15 protein-coding genes are annotated in these 20566 nt (G+C 72.3%); 7 read left to right on the top strand and 8 right to left on the bottom strand.

Going from position 1 to position 20566, the window contains the following annotated elements; genetic code table 11:
• Positions 1–134: 134 nt before the first annotated feature.
• Both MTR79_RS23280 and MTR79_RS23275 read right to left on the bottom strand, forming a co-directional pair.
• Complete coding sequence (locus MTR79_RS23280; RefSeq protein ID WP_244791903.1) at positions 135–2192, bottom strand: helix-hairpin-helix domain-containing protein; 2058 nt, start codon at positions 2190–2192, stop codon at positions 135–137.
• Positions 2189–3175 (bottom strand): aldo/keto reductase, encoded by a 987-nt coding sequence (locus MTR79_RS23275; RefSeq protein ID WP_086702039.1) that lies wholly within the window; start codon positions 3173–3175, stop codon positions 2189–2191. The genes MTR79_RS23280 and MTR79_RS23275 overlap by 4 nt, the downstream gene beginning before the upstream one ends.
• Before the next feature lie 188 nt (positions 3176–3363).
• Here MTR79_RS23275 and MTR79_RS23270 point away from each other — a divergent pair, with 188 nt between their 5' ends.
• Positions 3364–4419, top strand: a complete 1056-nt coding sequence (locus tag MTR79_RS23270) for an LLM class F420-dependent oxidoreductase (protein WP_048459069.1) — start codon at positions 3364–3366, stop codon at positions 4417–4419.
• A gap of 330 nt (positions 4420–4749) precedes the next feature.
• Complete coding sequence (locus MTR79_RS23265) at positions 4750–5538, top strand: ferritin-like domain-containing protein (RefSeq protein ID WP_189365965.1); 789 nt, start codon at positions 4750–4752, stop codon at positions 5536–5538.
• 12 nt (positions 5539–5550) lie between these two features.
• Here the strand turns inward: MTR79_RS23265 and corA are convergent, their stop codons facing one another.
• Positions 5551–6546, bottom strand: a complete 996-nt coding sequence (corA, locus tag MTR79_RS23260) for a magnesium/cobalt transporter CorA (RefSeq protein ID WP_048459067.1) — start codon at positions 6544–6546, stop codon at positions 5551–5553.
• A gap of 107 nt (positions 6547–6653) precedes the next feature.
• Between corA and MTR79_RS23255 the strand changes: the two genes are divergently transcribed.
• The 4 genes from MTR79_RS23255 (at position 6654) to mshC (ending at position 10157) form a co-directional block, all read left to right on the top strand.
• Entirely contained in the window at positions 6654–7340 is a 687-nt protein-coding gene (locus tag MTR79_RS23255) for a histidine phosphatase family protein (protein WP_048459066.1), read from the top strand.
• A gap of 87 nt (positions 7341–7427) precedes the next feature.
• Positions 7428–8018, top strand: a complete 591-nt coding sequence (locus MTR79_RS23250) for a DUF3090 domain-containing protein (protein ID WP_048459065.1) — start codon at positions 7428–7430, stop codon at positions 8016–8018.
• Entirely contained in the window at positions 7982–8815 is an 834-nt protein-coding gene (locus tag MTR79_RS23245) for an SCO1664 family protein (RefSeq protein WP_244791902.1), read from the top strand. The genes MTR79_RS23250 and MTR79_RS23245 overlap by 37 nt, the downstream gene beginning before the upstream one ends.
• Before the next feature lie 112 nt (positions 8816–8927).
• Entirely contained in the window at positions 8928–10157 is a 1230-nt protein-coding gene (mshC, locus tag MTR79_RS23240; RefSeq protein WP_048459063.1) for a cysteine--1-D-myo-inosityl 2-amino-2-deoxy-alpha-D-glucopyranoside ligase, read from the top strand.
• A gap of 129 nt (positions 10158–10286) precedes the next feature.
• Here the strand turns inward: mshC and MTR79_RS23235 are convergent, their stop codons facing one another.
• From MTR79_RS23235 to MTR79_RS23215, 5 genes are all read right to left on the bottom strand, one after another.
• Positions 10287–11264 carry a PAC2 family protein gene (locus MTR79_RS23235; protein ID WP_048459062.1) on the bottom strand — a complete coding sequence of 326 codons (978 nt, stop codon included), beginning with the start codon at positions 11262–11264 and terminating at the stop codon, positions 10287–10289.
• A gap of 227 nt (positions 11265–11491) precedes the next feature.
• On the bottom strand, positions 11492–13108 hold the full coding sequence (locus tag MTR79_RS23230) for a glycerol-3-phosphate dehydrogenase/oxidase (RefSeq protein ID WP_086704663.1): 1617 nt from the start codon (positions 13106–13108) through the stop codon (positions 11492–11494).
• A 7-nt stretch (positions 13109–13115) separates the two neighbouring features.
• Positions 13116–14654, bottom strand: coding sequence for a glycerol kinase GlpK (gene glpK / locus MTR79_RS23225; protein WP_048459060.1), 1539 nt, complete (start codon positions 14652–14654; stop codon positions 13116–13118).
• An 83-nt stretch (positions 14655–14737) separates the two neighbouring features.
• Positions 14738–15532 carry an MIP/aquaporin family protein gene (locus tag MTR79_RS23220; RefSeq protein ID WP_048459059.1) on the bottom strand — a complete coding sequence of 265 codons (795 nt, stop codon included), beginning with the start codon at positions 15530–15532 and terminating at the stop codon, positions 14738–14740.
• Positions 15533–15871: 339 nt separating this feature from the next.
• Entirely contained in the window at positions 15872–16636 is a 765-nt protein-coding gene (locus MTR79_RS23215) for an IclR family transcriptional regulator (RefSeq protein ID WP_048459058.1), read from the bottom strand.
• Between the two features lie 299 nt (positions 16637–16935).
• On the opposite strand from MTR79_RS23215, the gene metH reads away from it, so the two are divergent.
• The gene (gene metH / locus MTR79_RS23210; RefSeq protein WP_244791901.1) at positions 16936–20448 is read left to right on the top strand and encodes a methionine synthase; all 3513 of its coding nucleotides are present in this window, start codon (positions 16936–16938) and stop codon (positions 20446–20448) included.
• The last annotated feature ends 118 nt before the right edge of the window (positions 20449–20566 follow it).

The following is a 20566-nucleotide window of genomic DNA, read 5'->3' as shown; positions in this document are numbered from 1 at the left end:
CCGAACCGCGCGCTCCGGCACCGTTCAGCCCTGGTAACGCCCGCGGCCCGGGGCGTACGGCCGCGCCGCGCCCCGGCCGCACGCGGCGAAGCTCACCGCACGCCGGTCGGGCACGGGGCGCCTGACCGGGGCCCCTACTCCGCCGCCCCCGGCAACTGCGGCGCCAGCAGCGCAGGCAGACGTGTCGTGCGCGGCTTCGCCGGGATGTCTGTGACCGCTCGCTGGAGGGCCTGGTCGACTCCGTGGACCACCGACAGGTGGCGGTCGGCTCGACTGAAGGCCGTGTAGATCCAGGGGCGGTTCAGGGCGGGGACCGCGTCGCCGGGGAGGACCACGACCGCCGCGGACCAGCGGGAGCCCACCGCCTGGTGCGCGGTCAGCGCCCACCCGTGGCGGACCGTCTGCTCCACCCGGTCCCGCGGCACGACGACCGTCTCGCCCGCACAGTCCAGGCGCAGCCCCTCGGCGTCCGCCCCGACCACCCGGCCCGGGAGCGTGCGTCCGGGGACCGGGGACCACGCCACCCGGTCGCCGGGGTCGAAGCCGGCGAAGCGGCCCGGGCCTGGGTTCAGCCGGTCCTTCAGCGCCGCGTTCAGCACACGAGTGCCGACCGCGCCCCCGTGGCCCGGGGTGATCACCTGCGTCTCCTCGGCCGGCACGCCGATGGCGCGCGGCACCGAGTCCGCCACCAGCTGCACGGTCCGGTGCACCGCCTCGCCCGCGTCCCGCACCGGCACGATGACGACCTCCTTCTCGGGGGCCTCCACCTGGAGCAGCTCGCCGACGCCGACGCCCGAGACCAGCTCGCCCAGCGGCCCCGGGTCCGGGCGCCGGGAGGCGACCTGCGGGCAGGCCCGCGCCGCCAGCAGGTCCGCGAACACCCGCCCGGGACCGACCGACCACAGCACCGCCGGATCGCCGGACAGCACCAGCCGCGCCCCGTCCGGCAAGGACTCCGTGAGCAGCGCGGCGGTCTCCACGTCCAGCTGCGGCGCGTCCAGCACCACCAGCAGGTCCACGGCCAGCGCGCCCTCAGGGTCCCGCCCGGGCCCCTCCGAGCCGGACAGCAGCCCGGCGACCGTGGCCACACCCGGGCCCTGTACGCGGGACGCGAACCGCTCCCGCCCGACCGTGCTGTGCGTGGCGGCCCAGGCGCGCAGGCCCATGACGTGCGCCGCGTCCAGCAGCGCCGCCGGCTCGGCCAGCGCCGCCTCGCCGCCGGTGTGCAGCACCAGCCCGTGCCCGGAGGCCGCGCGGATCAGGTCGGCCGCGGAGCCCTCCGCCGCGGCGGCGGCCCGCTCCCACTCCTCGGCCGCACCGTCCTGTTTGGGCGCCGAGCTGACCAGCCGGGCCAGCCCGTCGGCGAGGCTCTCCTCGGCGAGGGCGCAGCGCTCCAGACCGACCAGCACCCGGACGGGCTGCTCCTCGTCCTCCCCGACCGGTTCGCCGACGGCGTCCTGGAACACGAGGACGTCCCCCTCGGCGATGGCGTTCCGCACCGCGTCCTCCGGGCCGGGCACGCCCTGACGGCCCAGCGCCTCGGTGAGCGCGGCCATCTCCAGCACCGTGTGCCCGGCCGGCGCGGCCTGCTCCAGCAGCCAGACGGTCAGCGCGCGGCCCCGCCGCTCGTCACCGGGCCCGGCCTCACCGCCGAGCAGCGCGCGGGCGAACCCGTCCGCCTGCTCGGGCCGGACGCCCGGCACCCGCAGCAGCTGCCAGGGGTCCTCCCGCAGCAGCTCCGCGGCGCCCTCGCCCAGGGCCGCGGCCGCCGCCGCGGCGAGCGCGGCGGGCGCACCGCCGCGCGTCAGCACCTCCCGCACCTCGCCCACGGTGCCCTCGGCGGGCGCGGCCGGTCCCTCGGGAACGACCACCGGGGCCCGCCGCACGGGCTCCGGCGCGGGGCGCCGCGGAGCGGGCCGGGCCTCCTCGAACACGGTGGCCGACGGCTTCTCGCCGCTCTCCACGGCCCGTACGGCGGCGAGCAGGTCGGCCGCCGTGCCGCTGAGCTTGGTGCCGGCCTCGATCGGACCCTGCCGCTCCGCCTTGCGCCGCTCGATCCGCTCCCGCTCCAGACGCTGCGCGGCCAGCTCCGCCTCGGCCTCGGACACCTGCGCGCCCTCGGCGGGCGTGCCGTCGGCGGGCGTGCCGTCGTCCGCGCTCCGCGGCTCCTCAGGGGTCTCCGGCGTGCTCACAGCGTGCTCCAGTCGTGATCGGGATAGCGGTGCACCGGAGCCGACACGTCGTCGAGCGCCCGGCAGATCTCGTCAGGAAGACTAAGCGTCTCCACTGACAACGCCGCAGTGAGCTGCTGCGCCGTGCGCGCGCCGACGATGGGCGCGGTCACCCCGGGCCGGTCGCGGACCCAGGCGAGCGCGACCTGGAGCGCGGTCACCGCGAGCCCGTCCGCCGCGGTCGTCACCGCGTCCACGATCCGGCTCGCCGTGTCGTCCAGGTACGGCGCGACGAACGGCGCGAGGTGCTCCGAGGCGCCGCGGGAGTCGGCCGGGGTGGCGTCCCCGCGGTACTTGCCGGTGAGCACACCCCGCCCGAGCGGGGAGGACGGCAGCATGCCGATGCCGAGGTCGAGCGCGGCGGGCAGCACCTCCCGCTCCACCCCGCGCTGCAGCAGCGAGTACTCCATCTGGGTGCTCGCCAGACGCGTGCGCGCGCCCGGCACGGCGAGCTGCCAGGCCGCGGCCTTGGCGAGCTGCCAGCCGCAGAAGTTGGACACGCCCGCGTACCGCGCGCGCCCGCTGGCGACGGCGATGTCCAGCGCCTGGAGCGTCTCCTCCAGCGGGGTGGCCGGATCGTAGGCGTGGACGTGCCACACGTCGACGTGGTCGGTGCCGAGGCGGGCGAGCGAGGCGTCGAGCGCGGAGAGCAGATGGCTGCGTGAGCAGTCGAACCGGCGGTCCGGGTCGGGCACGCTCCCGGCCTTCGTCGAGATCACCAGGTCCCGGCGCGGCACCAGACCGTCCATCAGCCGCCCGAGCAGGTACTCGGCCTCCCCGTCGCCGTACACGTCCGCCGTGTCGACCAGCGTCCCGCCCGCGTCCCAGAACGTCTTCAAGAGCTCTGCCGCGTCGTGCTCGTCGGTGTCACGGCCCCAGGTGAGGGTCCCGAGCCCGATCCGGGACACACGCAGGCCGGTACGGCCGAGATGCCTCTGCTCCATGAACGCCGAGATTACTGGCCGGAGCTGTGCGTGTGGGGGGCTGTGGACAACCGTTTTCCGGGCGTCGCGCGGTCCCGCGCGCGCCCGGCCGGACCCGTGCGGTCGTACCTCCCGCGCCCCTGCCTCGCGGGCGCGGGAGGTATAAGGTCTGCGCAAGTCACGTTACTGATCGGTAAGGGGAGACGGCCATGCAGCTAGGGATCAACCTCGGCTACTGGGGCGCCGGAATGGACGCGGACAACCTCGCCGTGGCCCAGGAGGCGGACCGCCTCGGCTACGCGGTCTGCTGGGCCGCCGAGGCCTACGGCTCCGACGCCGCCACCGTCCTCGCCTTCGTCGCCGCCCGCACCGAGCGCATCGACGTCGGCTCGGCCATCTTCCAGATCCCGGCGCGCCAGCCGGCCATGACCGCGATGACCGCGGCCACCCTCGACTCGCTCTCCGAGGGCCGTTTCCGCCTCGGCCTCGGCGTCTCCGGGCCCCAGGTCTCCGAGGGCTGGTACGGCGTCAAGTTCGACAAGCCGCTCGCCCGCACCCGCGAGTACGTCGAGATCATCCGCAGGGCGATGACCCGCGAGCGCCTCTCCTTCGAGGGCGAGCACTGGACCCTGCCCCTCCCCGGCGGCCCGGGCAAGCCCCTCAAGCTCACCGTGCACCCGCAGCGCGAGCACATCCCGCTGTACATCGCCGCGATCGGTCCGAAGAACCTCGAGCAGACCGGTGAGATCGCCGACGGCGCCCTGCTGATCTTCCCCTCCGCCGACCACCTGGAGGACACGGCCGTCAAGCACATCCGCGCGGGCCGCGAGAAGGCCGGCAAGACGCTCGACGGCTTCGACGTCTGCCCGACCGTCCCGCTCGCCGTGGGCGACGACAAGGACGTGGCCACCCTCGCCGACACCTTCCGCCCCTACACGGCGCTGTACGTCGGCGGCATGGGCAGCCGCAAGCAGAACTTCTACAACCAGCTCGCCCAGCGGATGGGGTACGAGCGGGAGGCCGCCGAGATCCAGGACAAGTACCTGTCCGGCGACAAGCAGGGCGCGGCCGCCGCCGTCCCGCACGACCTGATCGACCGCACCACCCTGCTCGGCTCGGTCGACCGCATCGCCGACCGCATGAAGGCCTACGCGGCCGCCGGGGTCACCACCCTCACCCTCGCGCCCGCCGGCTTCACCCTCGACGAGCGGCTGGCCTCGCTGCGCGCGGGCGTCGAGGCCCTGGAGCGCGCGGGCCTGGCCTGACCCGTCCGGCCGCCGCCGCGTCCCCCGCGGCGGCGGCCAGGTCCTGCGGCCGTGGTGGGGGCTCGGGGGTCGACCCCGCCACGGCCGTCACCCACAACAACGCCCGCGCCCCGACAGGGTTACGGCTCCCCGCGCGCGCCCCACCCCAGCGCCCGGACCCCCGCACGCGCGCGTCCGGGTCACCCGCCCGCCGCCCGGCACGTACGCCAATTGGCGGAGTTGTCCGCCGCACCTGTTGCCGCACGTGCCGAGCCGCATTTGACTCCTTCTTTGCGACGACTGAGGACATGCGGACCGCGGAACCGCGGACGCCGCGGAGAGGTGGGCCCCATGCTGTCGGCGAAGAGCCTGTTCCAGGAGATCCTCGACCACGACGAGTCCTTCGCGCTGTTCTGCTCGATCGCGGCCAGCGGCGAGTCCCAGGGCGGCTGGGAGAACGCCCGCATCGCGGCGCTCGTGCCCGAGAGCCAGCGCGACCTCGCCCCCAAGATCACCCGGCACGGCGCCGACGAGGACAAGCACGGCCGTATCTTCAACGCACTGCTCAAGAAGCGCGGTCTGGACCCCGTCCCGGTGCCCCCGGAGACCGACTACACGATGCTGCTGGAGCGGAACGGCATCGGCCTGGCCCACGACAAGCTCAAGCGCGACGAGCCCCTGACCGTCCAGGACATCGTCACCTACCTCGCCCACAGCCGGGTCACCGAGCAGCGCGCCTCCGAGCAGATGGAGCTGTTGCGCAAGCACTTCGCCGACCACCCCGACCTCGGCCGCGCGGTGAGGATGATCTCCGACGACGAGGACAACCACCTCGCCTACTGCCACGAGGAACTGCTCCGCTTCGCCTACGCCGGACACGGCCGCGTCATCCAGCGCACCCTGCGCGAGTGCGCGCTCGCCGAGATCCGCGTCTACCGCGACGTCAGCCTCGCCGTGATGGCCCACATGGGCCGTATCCTCGGCTGGCCGAAGCCCAAGGCGGCGCTGCTCGCGGCCGGCATCCACGCCGTGTACCTGTACGAACGCCTCGGCGGCCGGCGCCGGATGGTCTCGCTGCGGATGCCCGAGCGGCGCGACGCGCTGGGCGGCCCCGCCACCCCGGAGCCGGAGGCGGCCTGACCCCCTCGCCCGCTACAGCCACCCCCGGCGTTTGAACGTGCGGAACAGCACCACCTCGAGCGCGGCCATCAGCGCGATCACCACCGGGTACGACCACGTCCAGTGCAGTTCGGGCATGTGCTCGAAGTTCATGCCGTAGATCCCCGCGATCATCGTGGGGACCACGGCCATCGCCGCCCACGCGGAGATCTTGCGCATGTCGTCGTTCTGCTGGACGCCGACCTGCGCCAGATGTGCCGACAGCACGTCCGACACCAGCCGGTCCAGGCCCTCCACCGACTCGTTGACGCGGGTGAGGTGGTCGTGGACGTCACGGAAGTACGGCTGCGCGCCCTCCTCCACGAACGGCACCCGCGGCGCCGGCGCGCCGGTCCCCGCCAGCCGGGCCATGGGCGCGGTCAGCGGCACCGTCGCCCGGCGGAACTCCAGGATCTGCCGCTTGAAGCCGTAGATCCGCGACGCCGTGTGCCGCGAGCCGCCCGCGTCGGGGGTGAAGACCTCCGTCTCCAGCTCCTCCAAGTCGGTCTGCAGCTCGGTCGCCACCTCCAGGTAGTGGTCGACCACGGCGTCGGCGACCGCGTACAGCACCGCCGTGGCCCCCTCCCGCTGGAGCTCCGGCTCCCGTTCCAGCCGTTCCCGTACCGCTTCCAGCGGTGCGCCCCGCCCGTGCCGTACGCTCACGGCGAACGAGTCGCCGAGGAAGATCATGATCTCGCCGGACGACACCGTGTCGCTGTCCGGCTCGTACACCACCGGCTTCAGGACCACGAAGACCGAGTCGTCGTACACCTCCAGCTTGGGCCGCTGATGCGCCTTGAGGGCGTCCTCCACGGCCAGCGGATGCAGCCCGAACTCCCGCGCGACCAGGTCGAACTCCTCGGCCGTCGGCTCGTGCAGCCCGATCCAGACGAAACCTCCCGCCGACCGTGCCTGCTCCAACGCGTCGGAGAAGTCCTGGGACCCCTCCGACCTGTGCCCCTCCCGGTAGACGCCACAGTCGACGATCACGAAGCGTGTCCTCCCGTCCCGGCAGCCGGTCTGCCGTCCCGTATCCGTTCCGCTGCCGTCCTCATGCCCCGGTTCCCGCGTACGTCCGTACGCCTACCCTGGGCGGCATGCCCACGTTGCTCCTGGTCCGGCACGGACGATCCACCGCCAACACCGAGGGACTGCTCGCCGGCTGGACGCCCGGCGTGCACCTCGACGACCGCGGCGCCGCACAGGCCGCCGCCCTGCCCGGACGGCTGGCCCCGCTGCCGCTGGCCGAGGTCGTCACCAGCCCGCTCGACCGCTGCCGGGAGACCGTCGCCCCGCTGCTCCAGGCCCGCCCCGGCCTCACCCACCACACCGACGAACGCGTCGGCGAGTGCCACTACGGCGACTGGACCGGACGCAAGCTCGCCGAGCTCAAGGACGAGCCGCTCATGGAGGTCGTGCAGGCGCACCCGTCCGCCGCGGCCTTCCCCGGCGGGGAGTCCATGCGTGCCATGCAGACGCGCGCCGCCGAGGCGGTGCGCGAGTGGAACGCGCGCGTGGAGCGCGACCACGGACCCGACGCCGTGTACCTGATGTGCTCGCACGGCGACATCATCAAGTCCCTGGTGGCTGACGCCCTCGGACTTCATCTCGACCTCTTCCAGCGGATCTCCGTGGAACCGTGTTCCATCACCGCGATCCGTTACACCCGGCTGCGCCCCTTTCTCCTCCGGCTCGGCGACACCGGCGACTTCGCGTCCCTGGCGCCGCGCGAGGAGCCGCAGGCCGGCGACGCCACGGTGGGGGGCGACGCGGGCGCACCGTGATCGTTCCCCGCAGTAGGGTGAAGCGACCGCAGGGTTGCGCTGCGGCCCACCCACCGCCCGTTCCCCGACTCTCAATGGAGACAGGACGTGTCCCGTCAGGTGTTCCTCTACGACCAACCGGAACGTTTCGTGGCCGGCACGGTCGGACTGCCAGGGCGCCGTACGTTCTTCCTCCAGGCCTCAGCCGGCTCCCGGGTGACCAGCGTGGCCCTGGAGAAGACCCAGGTCGCGGCGCTCGCCGAACGGATGGACGAACTGCTCGACGAGGTGGTGCGCCGCAGCGGCGGCAGCGCGGCGGTGCCCGCGATGGCGCCGACCGAGATCCACGACACCGCGCCGCTGGACACCCCCGTGGAGGAGGAGTTCCGCGTCGGCACCATGGCGCTCGCCTGGGACGGCGAGGAGCAGCGCATGATCGTGGAGGCGCAGGCCCTCGTCGAGCTGGACGCCGACTCCGACGAGGACCTCGCCGAGGCGGAGGAGCGGCTGCTCCAGGACGAGGAGAACGGCCCGCCGATGCTCCGCGTCATGCTCACCGGGGCACAGGCGCGGGCCTTCGCCAAGCGCGCCCTGGACGTCGTCAACGCGGGGCGGCCGCCGTGCCCGCTGTGCAGCCTCCCGCTCGACCCGGAAGGACACGTATGTCCGCGCCAGAACGGATACCGCCGCGGAGCGTGACCGCCACCGACCCGGCCGCGGCCGAGCTGCTCGTCCGTGGCGAGCTGACCGTGCGCGGACGCATCCGCGAGGCGTCGAACGCCGCGCTGTACTGCACCGTCACCCACGAGGACCGCGAGGCAGCCTGCGTCTACAAACCTGTCGCGGGGGAGCGGCCCCTGTGGGACTTCCCCGACGGCACCCTGGCCGGGCGTGAGGCCGCCGCGTACGAGGTGTCCCGGGCGACCGGCTGGGACCTGGTGCCGCCCACGGTGCTGCGCGACGGGCCGTACGGCGAGGGCATGTGCCAGCTGTGGATCGAGACCGGACCCGGCGCCGAACTGCTCGCCCTGGTGGACGGCGAGGAGCCGGAGCCGGGCTGGAAGGCGATCGGTTTCGCCGAGGTCGGCGAGGGCCGCACCGCGCTGCTCGTGCACGCCGACGACGACCGGCTGCGCCGCCTCTCCGTGCTCGACGCGGTGATCAACAACGCCGACCGCAAGGGCGGGCACCTGCTGCCCACGGCCGACGGCCGCCTCTACGGCATCGACCACGGGGTCACCTTCAACACCGAGAACAAGCTGCGCACACTCCTGTGGGGCTGGGCGGGGGAACCCCTGCCCGAGGAGGCCCTGGACGTCCTCAAGCGCCTCAGGGACGCCCTCGCGCCCTCCGGGCTCCTCACCGCGGCCCTGACCCCGCTGATCACCCCCGCGGAGATCGACGCCACCCGCGCCCGCGTGGACGCCCTGCTCGCCTCCGGCACCCATCCGGAACCGGGCACCGGCTGGCCCCCCATCCCCTGGCCGCCGGTCTGACCGTGACGGAGGCCGGTGACGCACACGGAGCGGCGACACGCAAGAACGCCTTCCCGGCCATACGGCCCGCTCCGGTTCGTATCCGGAACTGCGGTCCGGTTAGGCTCATGACATGCATGCCTGGCCCGCTTCCGAAGTCCCCGCCCTGCCCGGTCAGGGCCGCGATCTGAGGATCCACGACACCGCGACCGACGGTACGGTCACCCTCGACCCCGGTCCGGTCGCCCGTCTCTACGTCTGCGGCATCACGCCCTACGACGCCACCCACATCGGACACGCGGCGACCTACAACGCGTTCGACCTGGTGCAGCGCGTGTGGCTCGACAACAAGCGGCAGGTTCACTACGTCCAGAACGTCACCGACGTCGACGACCCGCTGCTGGAGCGGGCCGAGCGCGACGGCATCGACTGGACCGCGCTCGCCGAGCAGGAGACCGCCCTGTTCCGCGAGGACATGACGGCCCTGCGGATGCTGCCGCCCCGGCACTACATAGGCGCGGTCGAGGCCATACCCGGCATCGTCCCGATCGTCGAGCGGCTCCGTGAGCTCGGCGCCACCTACGAGATCGACGGCGACATCTACTTCTCCGTCGAGTCCGACCGGAACTTCGGCCAGGTCTCGCACCTGGACGCGGCCGCCATGCGGATGCTGTCCGCCGAACGCGGCGGCGACCCGGACCGCCCGGGCAAGAAGAACCCCGTCGACCCGATGCTCTGGACGGCCGCCCGCGCGGGCGAGCCGAGCTGGGACGGCGGCTCGCTCGGCCGCGGCCGGCCCGGCTGGCACATCGAGTGCGTGGCCATCGCCCTCGACCACCTCGGCATGACCTTCGACATCCAGGGCGGCGGCTCCGACCTGGTCTTCCCGCACCACGAGATGGGCGCCTCGCACGCCCAGGTACTCACCGGCGAGTACCCGATGGCCAAGGCCTACGTGCACGCCGGCATGGTCGCCCTGCACGGCGAGAAGATGTCCAAGTCCAAGGGCAACCTGGTCTTCGTCTCCCAGCTGCGGCGCGAGGGCGTCGACCCGGCGGCGATCCGCCTGGCGCTCCTCGCCCACCACTACCGCTCCGACTGGGAGTGGACCGACCAGGTCCTCCAGGACGCCGTGACCCGCCTCGACCACTGGCGCGCCGCGGTCTCCCGCCCCGACGGCCCGCCCGCCGAGGCGCTCGTCGAGGAGATCCGCGACGCCCTCGCGGACGACCTGAACGCCCCGGCCGCGCTCGCCGCCGTCGACCGCTGGACCGTCCTCCAGGAGCAGACCGGAGGCACCGACACCGGCGCCCCCGGCGTCGTCTCCCGCGCGGTGGACGCCCTGCTGGGAGTCGCCCTGTAGGGAAGCGCCTCTCAAGGGGCGCGGGGAACTGCGCGAGCAACCACAGCGGCGCCGCACCCGCCGCACAACGGCGAGACAGCGCGAAGGGGCGCCCCGTTCAAGGAACGGGGCGCCCCTCGCTGCGTCTCCTCAGTCGTCCGGCGACTCGTCGCCGTCCTCCTGCCGGGGCGACTTGGGCGGCCGCGACCGCCCGCCCGGCCCGTCACGCCGGTAGGACGGCCCCTCCGAGCCGTCGGCGGTGGCGTGACCGCCCGGCGGCCCCGACGCCCCGTCCCGCCGCCGCAGATACCGCTCGAACTCCCGGGCGATCGCCTCACCGGACGCCTCCGGCAGCTCGGCGGTGTCCCGCGCCTCCTCCAGCGTCTGCACGTACTCGGCGACCTCGCTGTCCTCCGCGGCCAGCTGGTCCACGCCCACCTGCCAGGCGCGCGCGTCCTCGGGCAGCTCGCCCAGCGGGATCCGCACGTCGATCAGGTCCTCGAGCCGGTTCAGCAGCGCCAGCGTGGCCTTCGGGTTGGGCGGCTGCGACACGTAGTGCGGGACCGCCGCCCACAGCGACACCGCGGGCACGCCCGCGTGCGTGCACGCCTCCTGGAGGATGCCGACGATGCCCGTGGGCCCCTCGTACTTGGTCTCCTCGAGGTCCATGCGGCGGGCCAGGTCCGGGTCGGACGTGGTCCCGCTGATCGGGACCGGACGGGTGTGCGGGGTGTCACCGAGCAGCGCGCCCAGCACCACCACCAGCTCCACGCCCAGCTCGTGCGCGAAACCGAGGATCTCGTTGCAGAACGAGCGCCAGCGCATGGACGGTTCGATGCCGCGCACCAGCACCAGATCGCGCGGTTTCTCGCCGCCCACCCGCACCACCGACAGTCGCGTCGTCGGCCAGGTGATCTTCCGCACGCCGTTCTCCAGGAACACCGTGGGGCGGTTGACCTGGAAGTCGTAGTAGTCCTCGGCGTCGAGCGCCGCGAACACCTCGCCCTTCCACTCCCTGTCCAGATGCGCGACCGCGGTGGATGCGGCGTCACCGGCGTCGTTCCAGCCCTCGAACGCGGCCACCATGACCGGGTCGATCAGCTCGGGAACCCCCTCGAGCTCGATCACCCAGCGCCTCCTTCCGACGTGCCCTCGCGTACGCACCAACCTTACGGCGTGTCCGCGAAGGCTCCCGCAGCTCCCCGCACAAGGGGAGTGCCCCATCACTGCCCCGCACGGCTCCGGGAAACACCCCGCGCCGCGGACCGCGGAACGCGGTGAGGGGCGGCCCCGTCGGCGCGGGCCGCCCCTCACCGCGCGCCGGCTCCCGTGCGGGGGAGCCGGCGCGGGCGCGGTCACTTCTTCCCGAGCAGCTCCTGCACGTCCGCCCGGACCTCGTCCGTGGCCAGCCCGCGGATGGTCAGGGTGGTGCGGCGGCGCAGCACGTCGTCCGCCGTCTCGGCCCACTCGTGGTCCCGGGCCCACACGACCTGTGCCCAGATCTCCGGGGCGTCCGGGTGGACGCGCCGGGCCAGCGCCGGGTCCTCGTTCGCCAGGCGAGCGATGTCGAAGGCCAGCGACCCGTAGTGGGTGGCCAGGTGCCGGGCGGTGTCCGCCGCCATGCGAGGGCCGGGCGCCGGGCCGTCCACCAGCAGGCGGTGGGCGACGGCGCGCGGGTTGGCCACACCGGGCAGCGGAAGCTTCTTCGGCAGGGCGCCGACCGGCTCGAAGTCCTCGCCCAGCGGGTGACCGGGCAGCTCCTGGAGCTTGCGCATCACCGTGCGGCCGATGTGACGGAACGTCGTCCACTTGCCGCCCGCGACGGACAGCATCCCGCCCTTGCCCTCGGTGACCACCGTCTCCCGCTTCGCCTTGGCCGTACTGCCGGGGCCGCCCGGCAGCACCCGCAGACCGGCGAAGGAGTACGTGATCAGGTCACGGTCGAGCTGCTGGTCGCGGACGGAGAACGCGGCCTCGTCGAGTATCTGCGCGATGTCCTTCTCGTTCACCGCGACGTCCGCCGGGTCGCCCTCGTACTCCTCGTCAGTGGTGCCGAGCAGCAGCATGTCCTCCCAGGGGAGGGCGAAGGTGATCCGGTACTTGTCGATCGGCGTGGCGAGCGCGGCCTTCCACGGGGAGGTCCGCTTCAGGACCAGGTGCGCGCCCTTCGACAGGCGGATCGACGGGGCCGCGTCCGGGTCCTCCATGCGGCGCAGGTGGTCCACCCACGGGCCGGTCGCGTTGAGCACCAGCCGCGCGTCGACGCCGAACTCGTCGCCGGAGAGACGGTCCCGCAGCTCGGCGCCGGTGACCCGGCCCTTGGTGAAGCGCAGGCCCGTCACCTCGGCGTGGTTGAGGACGACCGCGCCGGAGTCGGCCGCCGCGCGGACCGTCATCAGCGCCATGCGCGCGTCGTTCATCTGGTCGTCGCCGTACACGGCCACGGCCTTGAGGTTCTCGGTGCGCAGCTCCGGCACGTCCTGCGCGGCCTTCGCCGGCGACAGCAGGTGACCGACGCCGTCGCCGAACGCCGACAGCGCCGAGTAGGCGAACACACCGGCCCCGAGCTTCGCCGCGCCGTGCGGCCCGCCCTTGTACACGGGGAGGTAGAACGTGAGCGGGTTCGCCAGGTGGGGGGCCACCTGACGGGAGACCGCACGGCGCTCGAAGTGGTTCTCCGCCACCAGCCTCACCGCGCCGGTCTGCAGGTAGCGCAGACCGCCGTGGAGCAGCTTGGAGGAGGCGGAGGAGGTGGCTCCGGCGAAGTCACCGGCGTCCACCAGAGCCACCCTGAGACCGGACTGCGCGGCGTGCCAGGCAGTGGAGATGCCCAGGATGCCGCCGCCGATGACGAGGAGGTCGTACGACGCCTTGGAGAGCTGCTCCCGGGTCTCGGCACGGCTCGGGTTCGGGCCGGACGCCGGGTGCGTCCCCAGGGCAGGCACGGACTGCAGGGTGGCTTGGGTGGTCATGGCGGTTCTACTCCTCGTCCTCGAGCCAGCCCATGGTCCGCTCGACGGCCTTGAGCCAGCTCTTGTACTCACGGTCGCGGGTGTCCGCGTCCATGCGGGGGGTCCACTCGGCGGCCCTGCGCCAGTTGGCGCGCAGGTCGTCGGTGCTGTTCCAGAAGCCGACGGCCAGGCCGGCGGCGTAGGCGGCGCCGAGGCAGGTGGTCTCGGCGACCATCGGGCGCACCACGGGGGCGTCCAGGAAGTCCGAGAGCGTCTGCATCAGCAGGTTGTTGGAGGTCATGCCGCCGTCGACCTTGAGGGCGGTGAGCTCCACGCCGGAGTCCTTCGTCATGGCGTCGGCGATCTCGCGCGTCTGCCAGGCGGTGGCCTCCAGGACGGCGCGCGCGAGGTGCGCCTTGGTCACGTACCGGGTGAGGCCGGCGATCACACCCCGGGCGTCGGAGCGCCAGTACGGGGCGAACAGGCCGGAGAAGGCCGGCACAAAGTAGGCGCCGCCGTTGTCCTCGACGGACAGCGCCAGGGTCTCGATCTCGGCGGCGGTGGAGATCAGGCCCATCTGGTCCCGCATCCACTGCACCAGTGAACCGGTGACGGCGATCGAGCCCTCCAGGGCGTAGACCGTGTCCTGGTCGCCGATCTTGTAGCCGACCGTGGTGAGCAGGCCGCTGTAGGAGTTGATCAGCTTGTCGCCGGTGTTCATCACCATGAAGGTGCCGGTGCCGTAGGTCGACTTGGTCTCGCCCTCGGCGAAGCAGGTCTGGCCGAACAGCGCCGCCTGCTGGTCGCCGAGCGCCGAGGCGACCGGGATGCCGCCGAGCAGGTCGCCCAGCTTGCCGCCCTTGATCTCGCCGTAGACCTCGGCGGAGGAGCGGATCTCGGGCAGCATCGGCGTCGGGACGCCGATCGACTCGGCGATCTTCGCGTCCCACTGCATGGTGTGCAGGTTCATCAGCATGGTGCGGGAGGCGTTGGTGACGTCGGTGACGTGCCGGCCGCCGTCCGTTCCGCCCGTGAGGTTCCAGATGACCCATGTGTCCATGGTGCCGAAAAGAATGTCGCCCGCCTCCGCACGCTCCTTCAGACCCTCGACGTTGTCGAGCAGCCAGCGCGCCTTGGGACCGGCGAAGTAGGAGGCCAGGGGCAGGCCGGTCTCGCGGCGGAAGCGGTCCTGGCCGACGTTGCGGCCCAGCTCACGGCAGAGGGCGTCGGTGCGGGTGTCCTGCCAGACGATCGCGTTGTGGACCGGCTCGCCGGTGTTCTTGTCCCACAGCACGGTGGTCTCGCGCTGGTTGGTGATGCCGATGGCCTTGATGTCGTCCCGGGTGATGCCGGCCTTGGCGACTGCGCCGGCGACCACCTCCTGGACGTTCTCCCAGATCTCGGTGGCGTCGTGCTCCACCCAGCCGGGCTTGGGGAAGATCTGCTCGTGCTCCTTCTGGTCGACGGAGACGATGCGCCCGTCGCGGTCGAAGACGATGCAGCGGGAAGAGGTGGTGCCCTGGTCGATCGCGGCGATGAACGGGCCGGCGGTGTGGGCGTCGGTCACGGTGTGCTCCTGAACGTTCCTTGGTTACGGGGCAGTGGGTACGGCGCTTCTACAACGATCGCGGTCGAAGCCGGTCGGGCCGTCTACGCGAAGGCGATGTTGTAGACGCCGGCCGCGATGGCGCCACCGATCAGCGGACCGGCCACCGGGACCCAGGCGTACGACCAGTCGGAGCCGCCCTTGTTGGGCAGCGGCAGCAGGGCGTGGACGATACGGGGGCCGAGGTCACGGGCGGGGTTGATGGCGTACCCCGTCGGGCCGCCCAGCGACAGGCCGATCGAGACCACGACGAGCGCGGTGATGAGACCGCCGAGGACGCCGAGGCCGTTGCCCGCGTCGTTCAGGCCCTGCGTGAGGACGGCGAGCAGCAGCACGAAGGTGCCGATGATCTCCGTGGCGAGGTTCTGCACCGTGTGCCGGATCTCCGGACCCGTGGAGAAGACGCCGAGCACCGGGCCGGCGCCCTTCTCCTGTGCCTCGACGGCCTTGGCGGACGTCGTCTGGGCGCCCGGGCCACCGACGATCTCCTTGTCGGTGAGGTGGGCGTGGAACTGGCCGTAGTAGGCGAGCCACACCAGCGTGGCGCCGATCATCGCGCCGAGGATCTGCGCGGCGAAGTAGGTCGGAACGTTGGCCCACTCGCCGTCCTTGATGGCGAGCGCGAAGGTCACGGCCGGGTTCAGATGGGCGCCGGAGAGCGGCCCCGATATGTAGACCGCCGTCATGACGGCGAAGCCCCAGCCGAAGGCGATGGCGAGCCAGCCGGCGTTACGGGCCTTGGAGGCCTTGAGCGTCACGGCGGCGCACACACCGCCGCCGAGCAGGATGAGTATGGCGGTACCGATGGTCTCGCCGATGAAGATGTCGGAGCTGGACACCCGCGACTCCTTTGTCCTTCGTCCAGGGATGCCGACCCCCGGGTCCCTCCGGGGATTGGCGCCCTCAGGGTGAGAGCGTTGCCGGCCCTTGGCGTTGTCCCACTCTAGCGCGTATTGCCGGTAGGTGTTCGACAATGCCGACCGATGGACGGGAGTCTTGCCCGGCACCGGAGATGCGTCAAGAGTCTCGGTTGTCGAAAAGTGCGATCGTTACTGATCGCCAGGCTTGCCGTGCCGGACCGGTTGTTGCCCGTCTTCGTACGGGCGCATGCGTGTGCCCCGGCCCGCCCGCAGGCGTCCGGGTGCTGTGTGTCCGTGTCCGGCGCGCGTCCGGCCCGCTCAGAAGCGTCCGGCGCCCAGGTCCCGCGACACCGCGCGGGCGCAGTCCCGCACCGCCGCGATCAGCTCGGGCCGCAGCTCCCCGTCCTTGCGCAGCCGCTCCACCGCGCCCGTGATGCCGACCGCCCCGACCGGCATGCGCCGCCGGTCGTGGATGGGCGCGGCGAGCGAGGCCACGCCCTCCCAGGTCTCCTCCACGTCCGCCGCGTAGCCCCGCGCGCGGGTGAGGTCGAGGATTTCCTCGAAGGCCTCGACGCCGCACACCGTGCGGTCGGTGAACGCCTTGCGGTCGGCCTCCAGGGCCTCGCTGTGCGCGACCGGGTCGTAGGCCGCCAGCACCTTGCCCAGGGCCGTGGAGTGCAGCGGCTGCATGGCGCCGATCTCCAGCACCTGCCGGCTGTCGTCGGGCCGGAAGACGTGGTGCACGATCAGCACGCCCTGCTGGTGCAGCACCCCGAGATGGACGCTCTCCCCGCTGGAGCGGGCCAGGTCGTCCGTCCACACCAGGGCGCGGGCGCGCAGCTCGTGCACGTCCAGATAGGTGGTGCCCAGACGCAACAGCTCCGCGCCCAGCTGGTAGCGGCCGGAGGCCTCGTCCTGCTCCACGAACCCCTCCTGCTGGAGGGTGCGCAGGATGCCGTGGGCGGTGCCTTTGGCGAGGCCCAGCGAGGAGGCGATGTCCGAGAGGCCGAGCCGTCGCTCGCCGCCCGCGAGCAGGCGCAGCATCGCTGCCGCCCGTTCGAGCGACTGGATGTTCCGTGCCATCGCCGTACTGCCTCCGTCCCCTTCGAGCGCCGACTCGCGACGTCGCTGCCGCTGTTCGGCAATGCCGAACACTACCGGTCGATGCCGACCCTTCGCTAATGGTCGGTGATGATCGGTCGCGTCTCCCCCGCGCCGACCGTCGCCCGTCGGCCATCTTCGTCCGGCCCGTGGACGCCCCCGACGCCAGGGGGCGGTCCCGGATACCCTGACGGCGTGCGCCCTGCCGGGGAAGCTCGAACAGGTGACTTTTCCGGGCAGCCGCAAAGCCGACAGCCGTCGCACCTGAGGGAGCCCTTTTCATGGCCTCGTTGCCGCCGACCCCTTCCGCCGACAGCCGGACCCGTGTGTCCGCGCTCCGAGAGGCCCTGGCCACCCGCGTGGTGGTCGCCGACGGAGCGATGGGCACGATGCTCCAGGCCCAGGACCCCACCCTCGAGGACTTCCAGAACCTCGAGGGCTGCAACGAGATCCTGAACCTGACCCGCCCCGACATCGTCCGTTCGGTCCACGCGGAGTACTTCGGCGCGGGCGTCGACTGCGTCGAGACGAACACGTTCGGCGCCAACCTCACCGCATTGGGCGAATACGACATCCCCGAGCGCGTGCTCGAACTGTCCGAGGCGGGCGCGCGCATCGCCCGCGAGACGGCCGACGAGTTCACCGGCCGCGACGGCCGGCCGCGCTGGGTCCTGGGCTCCATGGGGCCGGGCACCAAACTGCCCACCCTCGGCCACACCACGTTCGGCGCCATCCGTGACGCCTACCAGCAGAATGCCGAGGGCCTGCTCGCCGGCGGCGCCGACGCGCTGCTCGTGGAGACCACGCAGGACCTGCTGCAGACCAAGGCCTCCGTCATCGCCGCCCGCCGCGCCATGGAGGCCGTCGGCCTCGAGGTGCCCCTGATCGTGTCGGTGACGGTGGAGACCACCGGCACCATGCTGCTCGGCTCGGAGATCGGCGCGGCGCTGACCGCGCTGGAGCCGCTGGGCATCGACATGGTCGGCCTGAACTGTGCGACCGGCCCCGCCGAGATGAGCGAGCACCTGCGCTACCTGGCGCGCCACTCCCGCGTCCCGCTGTCGTGCATGCCGAACGCGGGCCTGCCCGAACTGACCAAGGACGGCGCCCACTACCCGCTGACCGCGCCGGAGCTGGCGGACGCGCAGGAGACGTTCGTGCGGGAGTACGGACTGTCGCTGGTGGGCGGCTGCTGCGGCACCACGCCGGAGCATCTGCGGCAGCTGGCGGAGCGCATGCGCGGGGTGGCCCGGGTGGAGCGTGACCCGCGTCCGGAGCCGGGTGCGGCGTCGTTGTACCAGAGTGTGCCGTTCCGGCAGGACACCTCGTACCTGGCGATCGGTGAGCGGACGAACGCCAACGGGTCGAAGAAGTTCCGTGAGGCGATGCTGGAGGGCCGCTGGGACGACTGCGTGGAGATGGCGCGGGAGCAGATCCGCGAGGGCGCGCACCTGCTGGACCTGTGCGTCGACTACGTGGGCCGGGACGGCGTGGCGGACATGCGGGAGCTGGCGGGGCGTTTCGCGACCGCGTCGACGCTGCCGGTGGTGCTGGACTCCACCGAGGTCGACGTGATCCGGGCCGGGCTGGAGAAGCTCGGCGGCCGTGCGGTGATCAACTCGGTGAACTACGAGGACGGCGACGGCCCGGAGTCCCGCTTCGCGAAGGTCACGCAGTTGGCTCGGGAGCACGGTGCGGCGCTGATCGCGCTGACGATCGACGAGGAGGGCCAGGCGCGCACGGCGGAGAAGAAGGTCGAGATCGCCGAACGCCTGATCGAGGATCTGACCGGGAACTGGGGCATCCGTGAGGAGGACATCCTCGTGGACTGTCTGACGTTCACGATCTGCACGGGTCAGGAGGAGTCCCGCAAGGACGGCATCGCCACGATCGAGGGCATCCGTGAGCTGAAGCGCCGCCATCCGGACGTGCAGACCACGCTGGGGTTGTCGAACATCTCCTTCGGCCTGAACCCGGCCGCGCGCATCCTGCTCAACAGTGTGTTCCTGGACGAGTGCGTCAAGGCGGGCCTGGACTCGGCGATCGTGCACGCGTCGAAGATCCTTCCGATCGCCCGGTTCAGCGAGGAGGAGGTGACGACCGCTCTCGATCTGATCTACGACCGGCGCTCGGAGGGCTACGACCCGCTGCAGAAGCTGATGCAGCTGTTCGAGGGTGCCACGGCGAAGTCGCTGAAGGCGGGCAAGGCCGAGGAGCTGGCGGCGCTGCCGCTGGACGAGCGGCTCAAGCGCCGGATCATCGACGGTGAGCGTAACGGCCTGGAGGCCGACCTGGACGAGGCGCTGGAGTCGCGTAGGGCGCTGGACATCGTCAACGACACGCTGCTGGACGGCATGAAGGTCGTTGGTGAGCTGTTCGGGTCGGGGCAGATGCAGCTGCCGTTCGTGCTGCAGTCCGCCGAGGTGATGAAGGGCGCGGTGGCTCATCTGGAGCCGCACATGGAGAAGACCGACGAGGCGGGCAAGGGCACGATCGTGCTGGCCACGGTGCGCGGGGACGTGCACGACATCGGCAAGAACCTGGTCGACATCATCCTGTCGAACAACGGCTACAACGTGGTCAACCTCGGTATCAAGCAGCCGGTGTCGGCGATCCTGGAGGCCGCGGACGAGCACCGGGCCGATGTGATCGGCATGTCGGGTCTGCTGGTGAAGTCCACGGTGATCATGAAGGAGAACCTGGAGGAGCTCAACCAGCGGGGTCTGGCCGCGGACTACCCGGTCATCCTGGGCGGCGCGGCCCTCACCCGCGCCTACGTGGAGCAGGACCTGCACGAGATCTACCAGGGTGAGGTCCGCTACGCCCGCGACGCCTTCGAGGGCCTGCGTCTGATGGACGCCCTGATCGGGATCAAGCGGGGCGTGCCGGGTGCGAAGCTGCCGGAGCTGAAGCAGCGGCGGGTGCGCGCGGCGACCGTGGAGGTCGAGGAGCGTCCCGAGGAGGGAAGCGTCCGCTCCGACGTCGCCACCGACAACCCTGTCCCGCAGCCGCCGTTCTGGGGCACCCGCGTCGTCAAGGGCATCCAGCTCAAGGAGTACGCGTCCTGGCTGGACGAGGGCGCGCTGTTCAAGGGCCAGTGGGGCCTGAAGCAGGCCCGCACCGGCGACGGCCCCACCTACGAGGAGCTGGTGGAGACCGAGGGCCGGCCGCGGCTGCGCGGTCTGCTGGACCGGCTCCAGACGGAGAACCTGCTGGAGGCGGCCGTGGTGTACGGCTACTTCCCGTGCGTCTCCAAGGACGACGACCTGATCGTCCTGGACGGGGAGGGCAACGAGCGCACCCGTTTCACCTTCCCGCGCCAGCGCCGCGGCCGCCGTCTGTGCCTGGCCGACTTCTTCCGCCCGGAGGAGTCCGGCGAGAAGGACGTCGTCGGGTTCCAGGTCGTCACCGTCGGCTCCCGCATCGGGGAGGAGACCGCCCGGCTGTTCGAGGCCAACGCCTACCGCGAGTACCTCGAGCTGCACGGCCTGTCCGTCCAGCTCGCCGAGGCCCTCGCCGAGTACTGGCACGCCCGCGTCCGCTCCGAGCTCGGCTTCGCGGGCGAGGACCCGGACGCCATGGAGGACATGTTCGCCCTGAAGTACCGGGGAGCCCGCTTCTCCCTCGGCTACGGCGCGTGCCCCGACCTGGAGGACCGCGCGAAGATCGCGGACCTGCTGGAGCCGGGACGCATCGGCGTGCAGCTCTCCGAGGAGTTCCAGCTCCACCCCGAGCAGTCCACCGACGCCATCGTGATCCACCACCCGGAGGCGAAGTACTTCAACGCCCGCTGAGCCGGTCCGGCGACGCCCGCCGGGCCCGTGCGGCCGCCGCCCCGGAGGCCGCACCAGGCACTTCCGGCGCGCACGACGTACACTGGTCGGTCCACCGCAGGCCGGTTCCCTTTGTGGG

This window comes from Streptomyces sp. BJ20, assembly GCF_022869105.1.
Lineage (GTDB): Bacteria > Actinomycetota > Actinomycetes > Streptomycetales > Streptomycetaceae > Streptomyces > Streptomyces griseoincarnatus.
The sequence above is the reverse complement of the archived record's forward strand: the minus strand, read 5'-3'. Positions and strand labels throughout refer to the sequence as shown.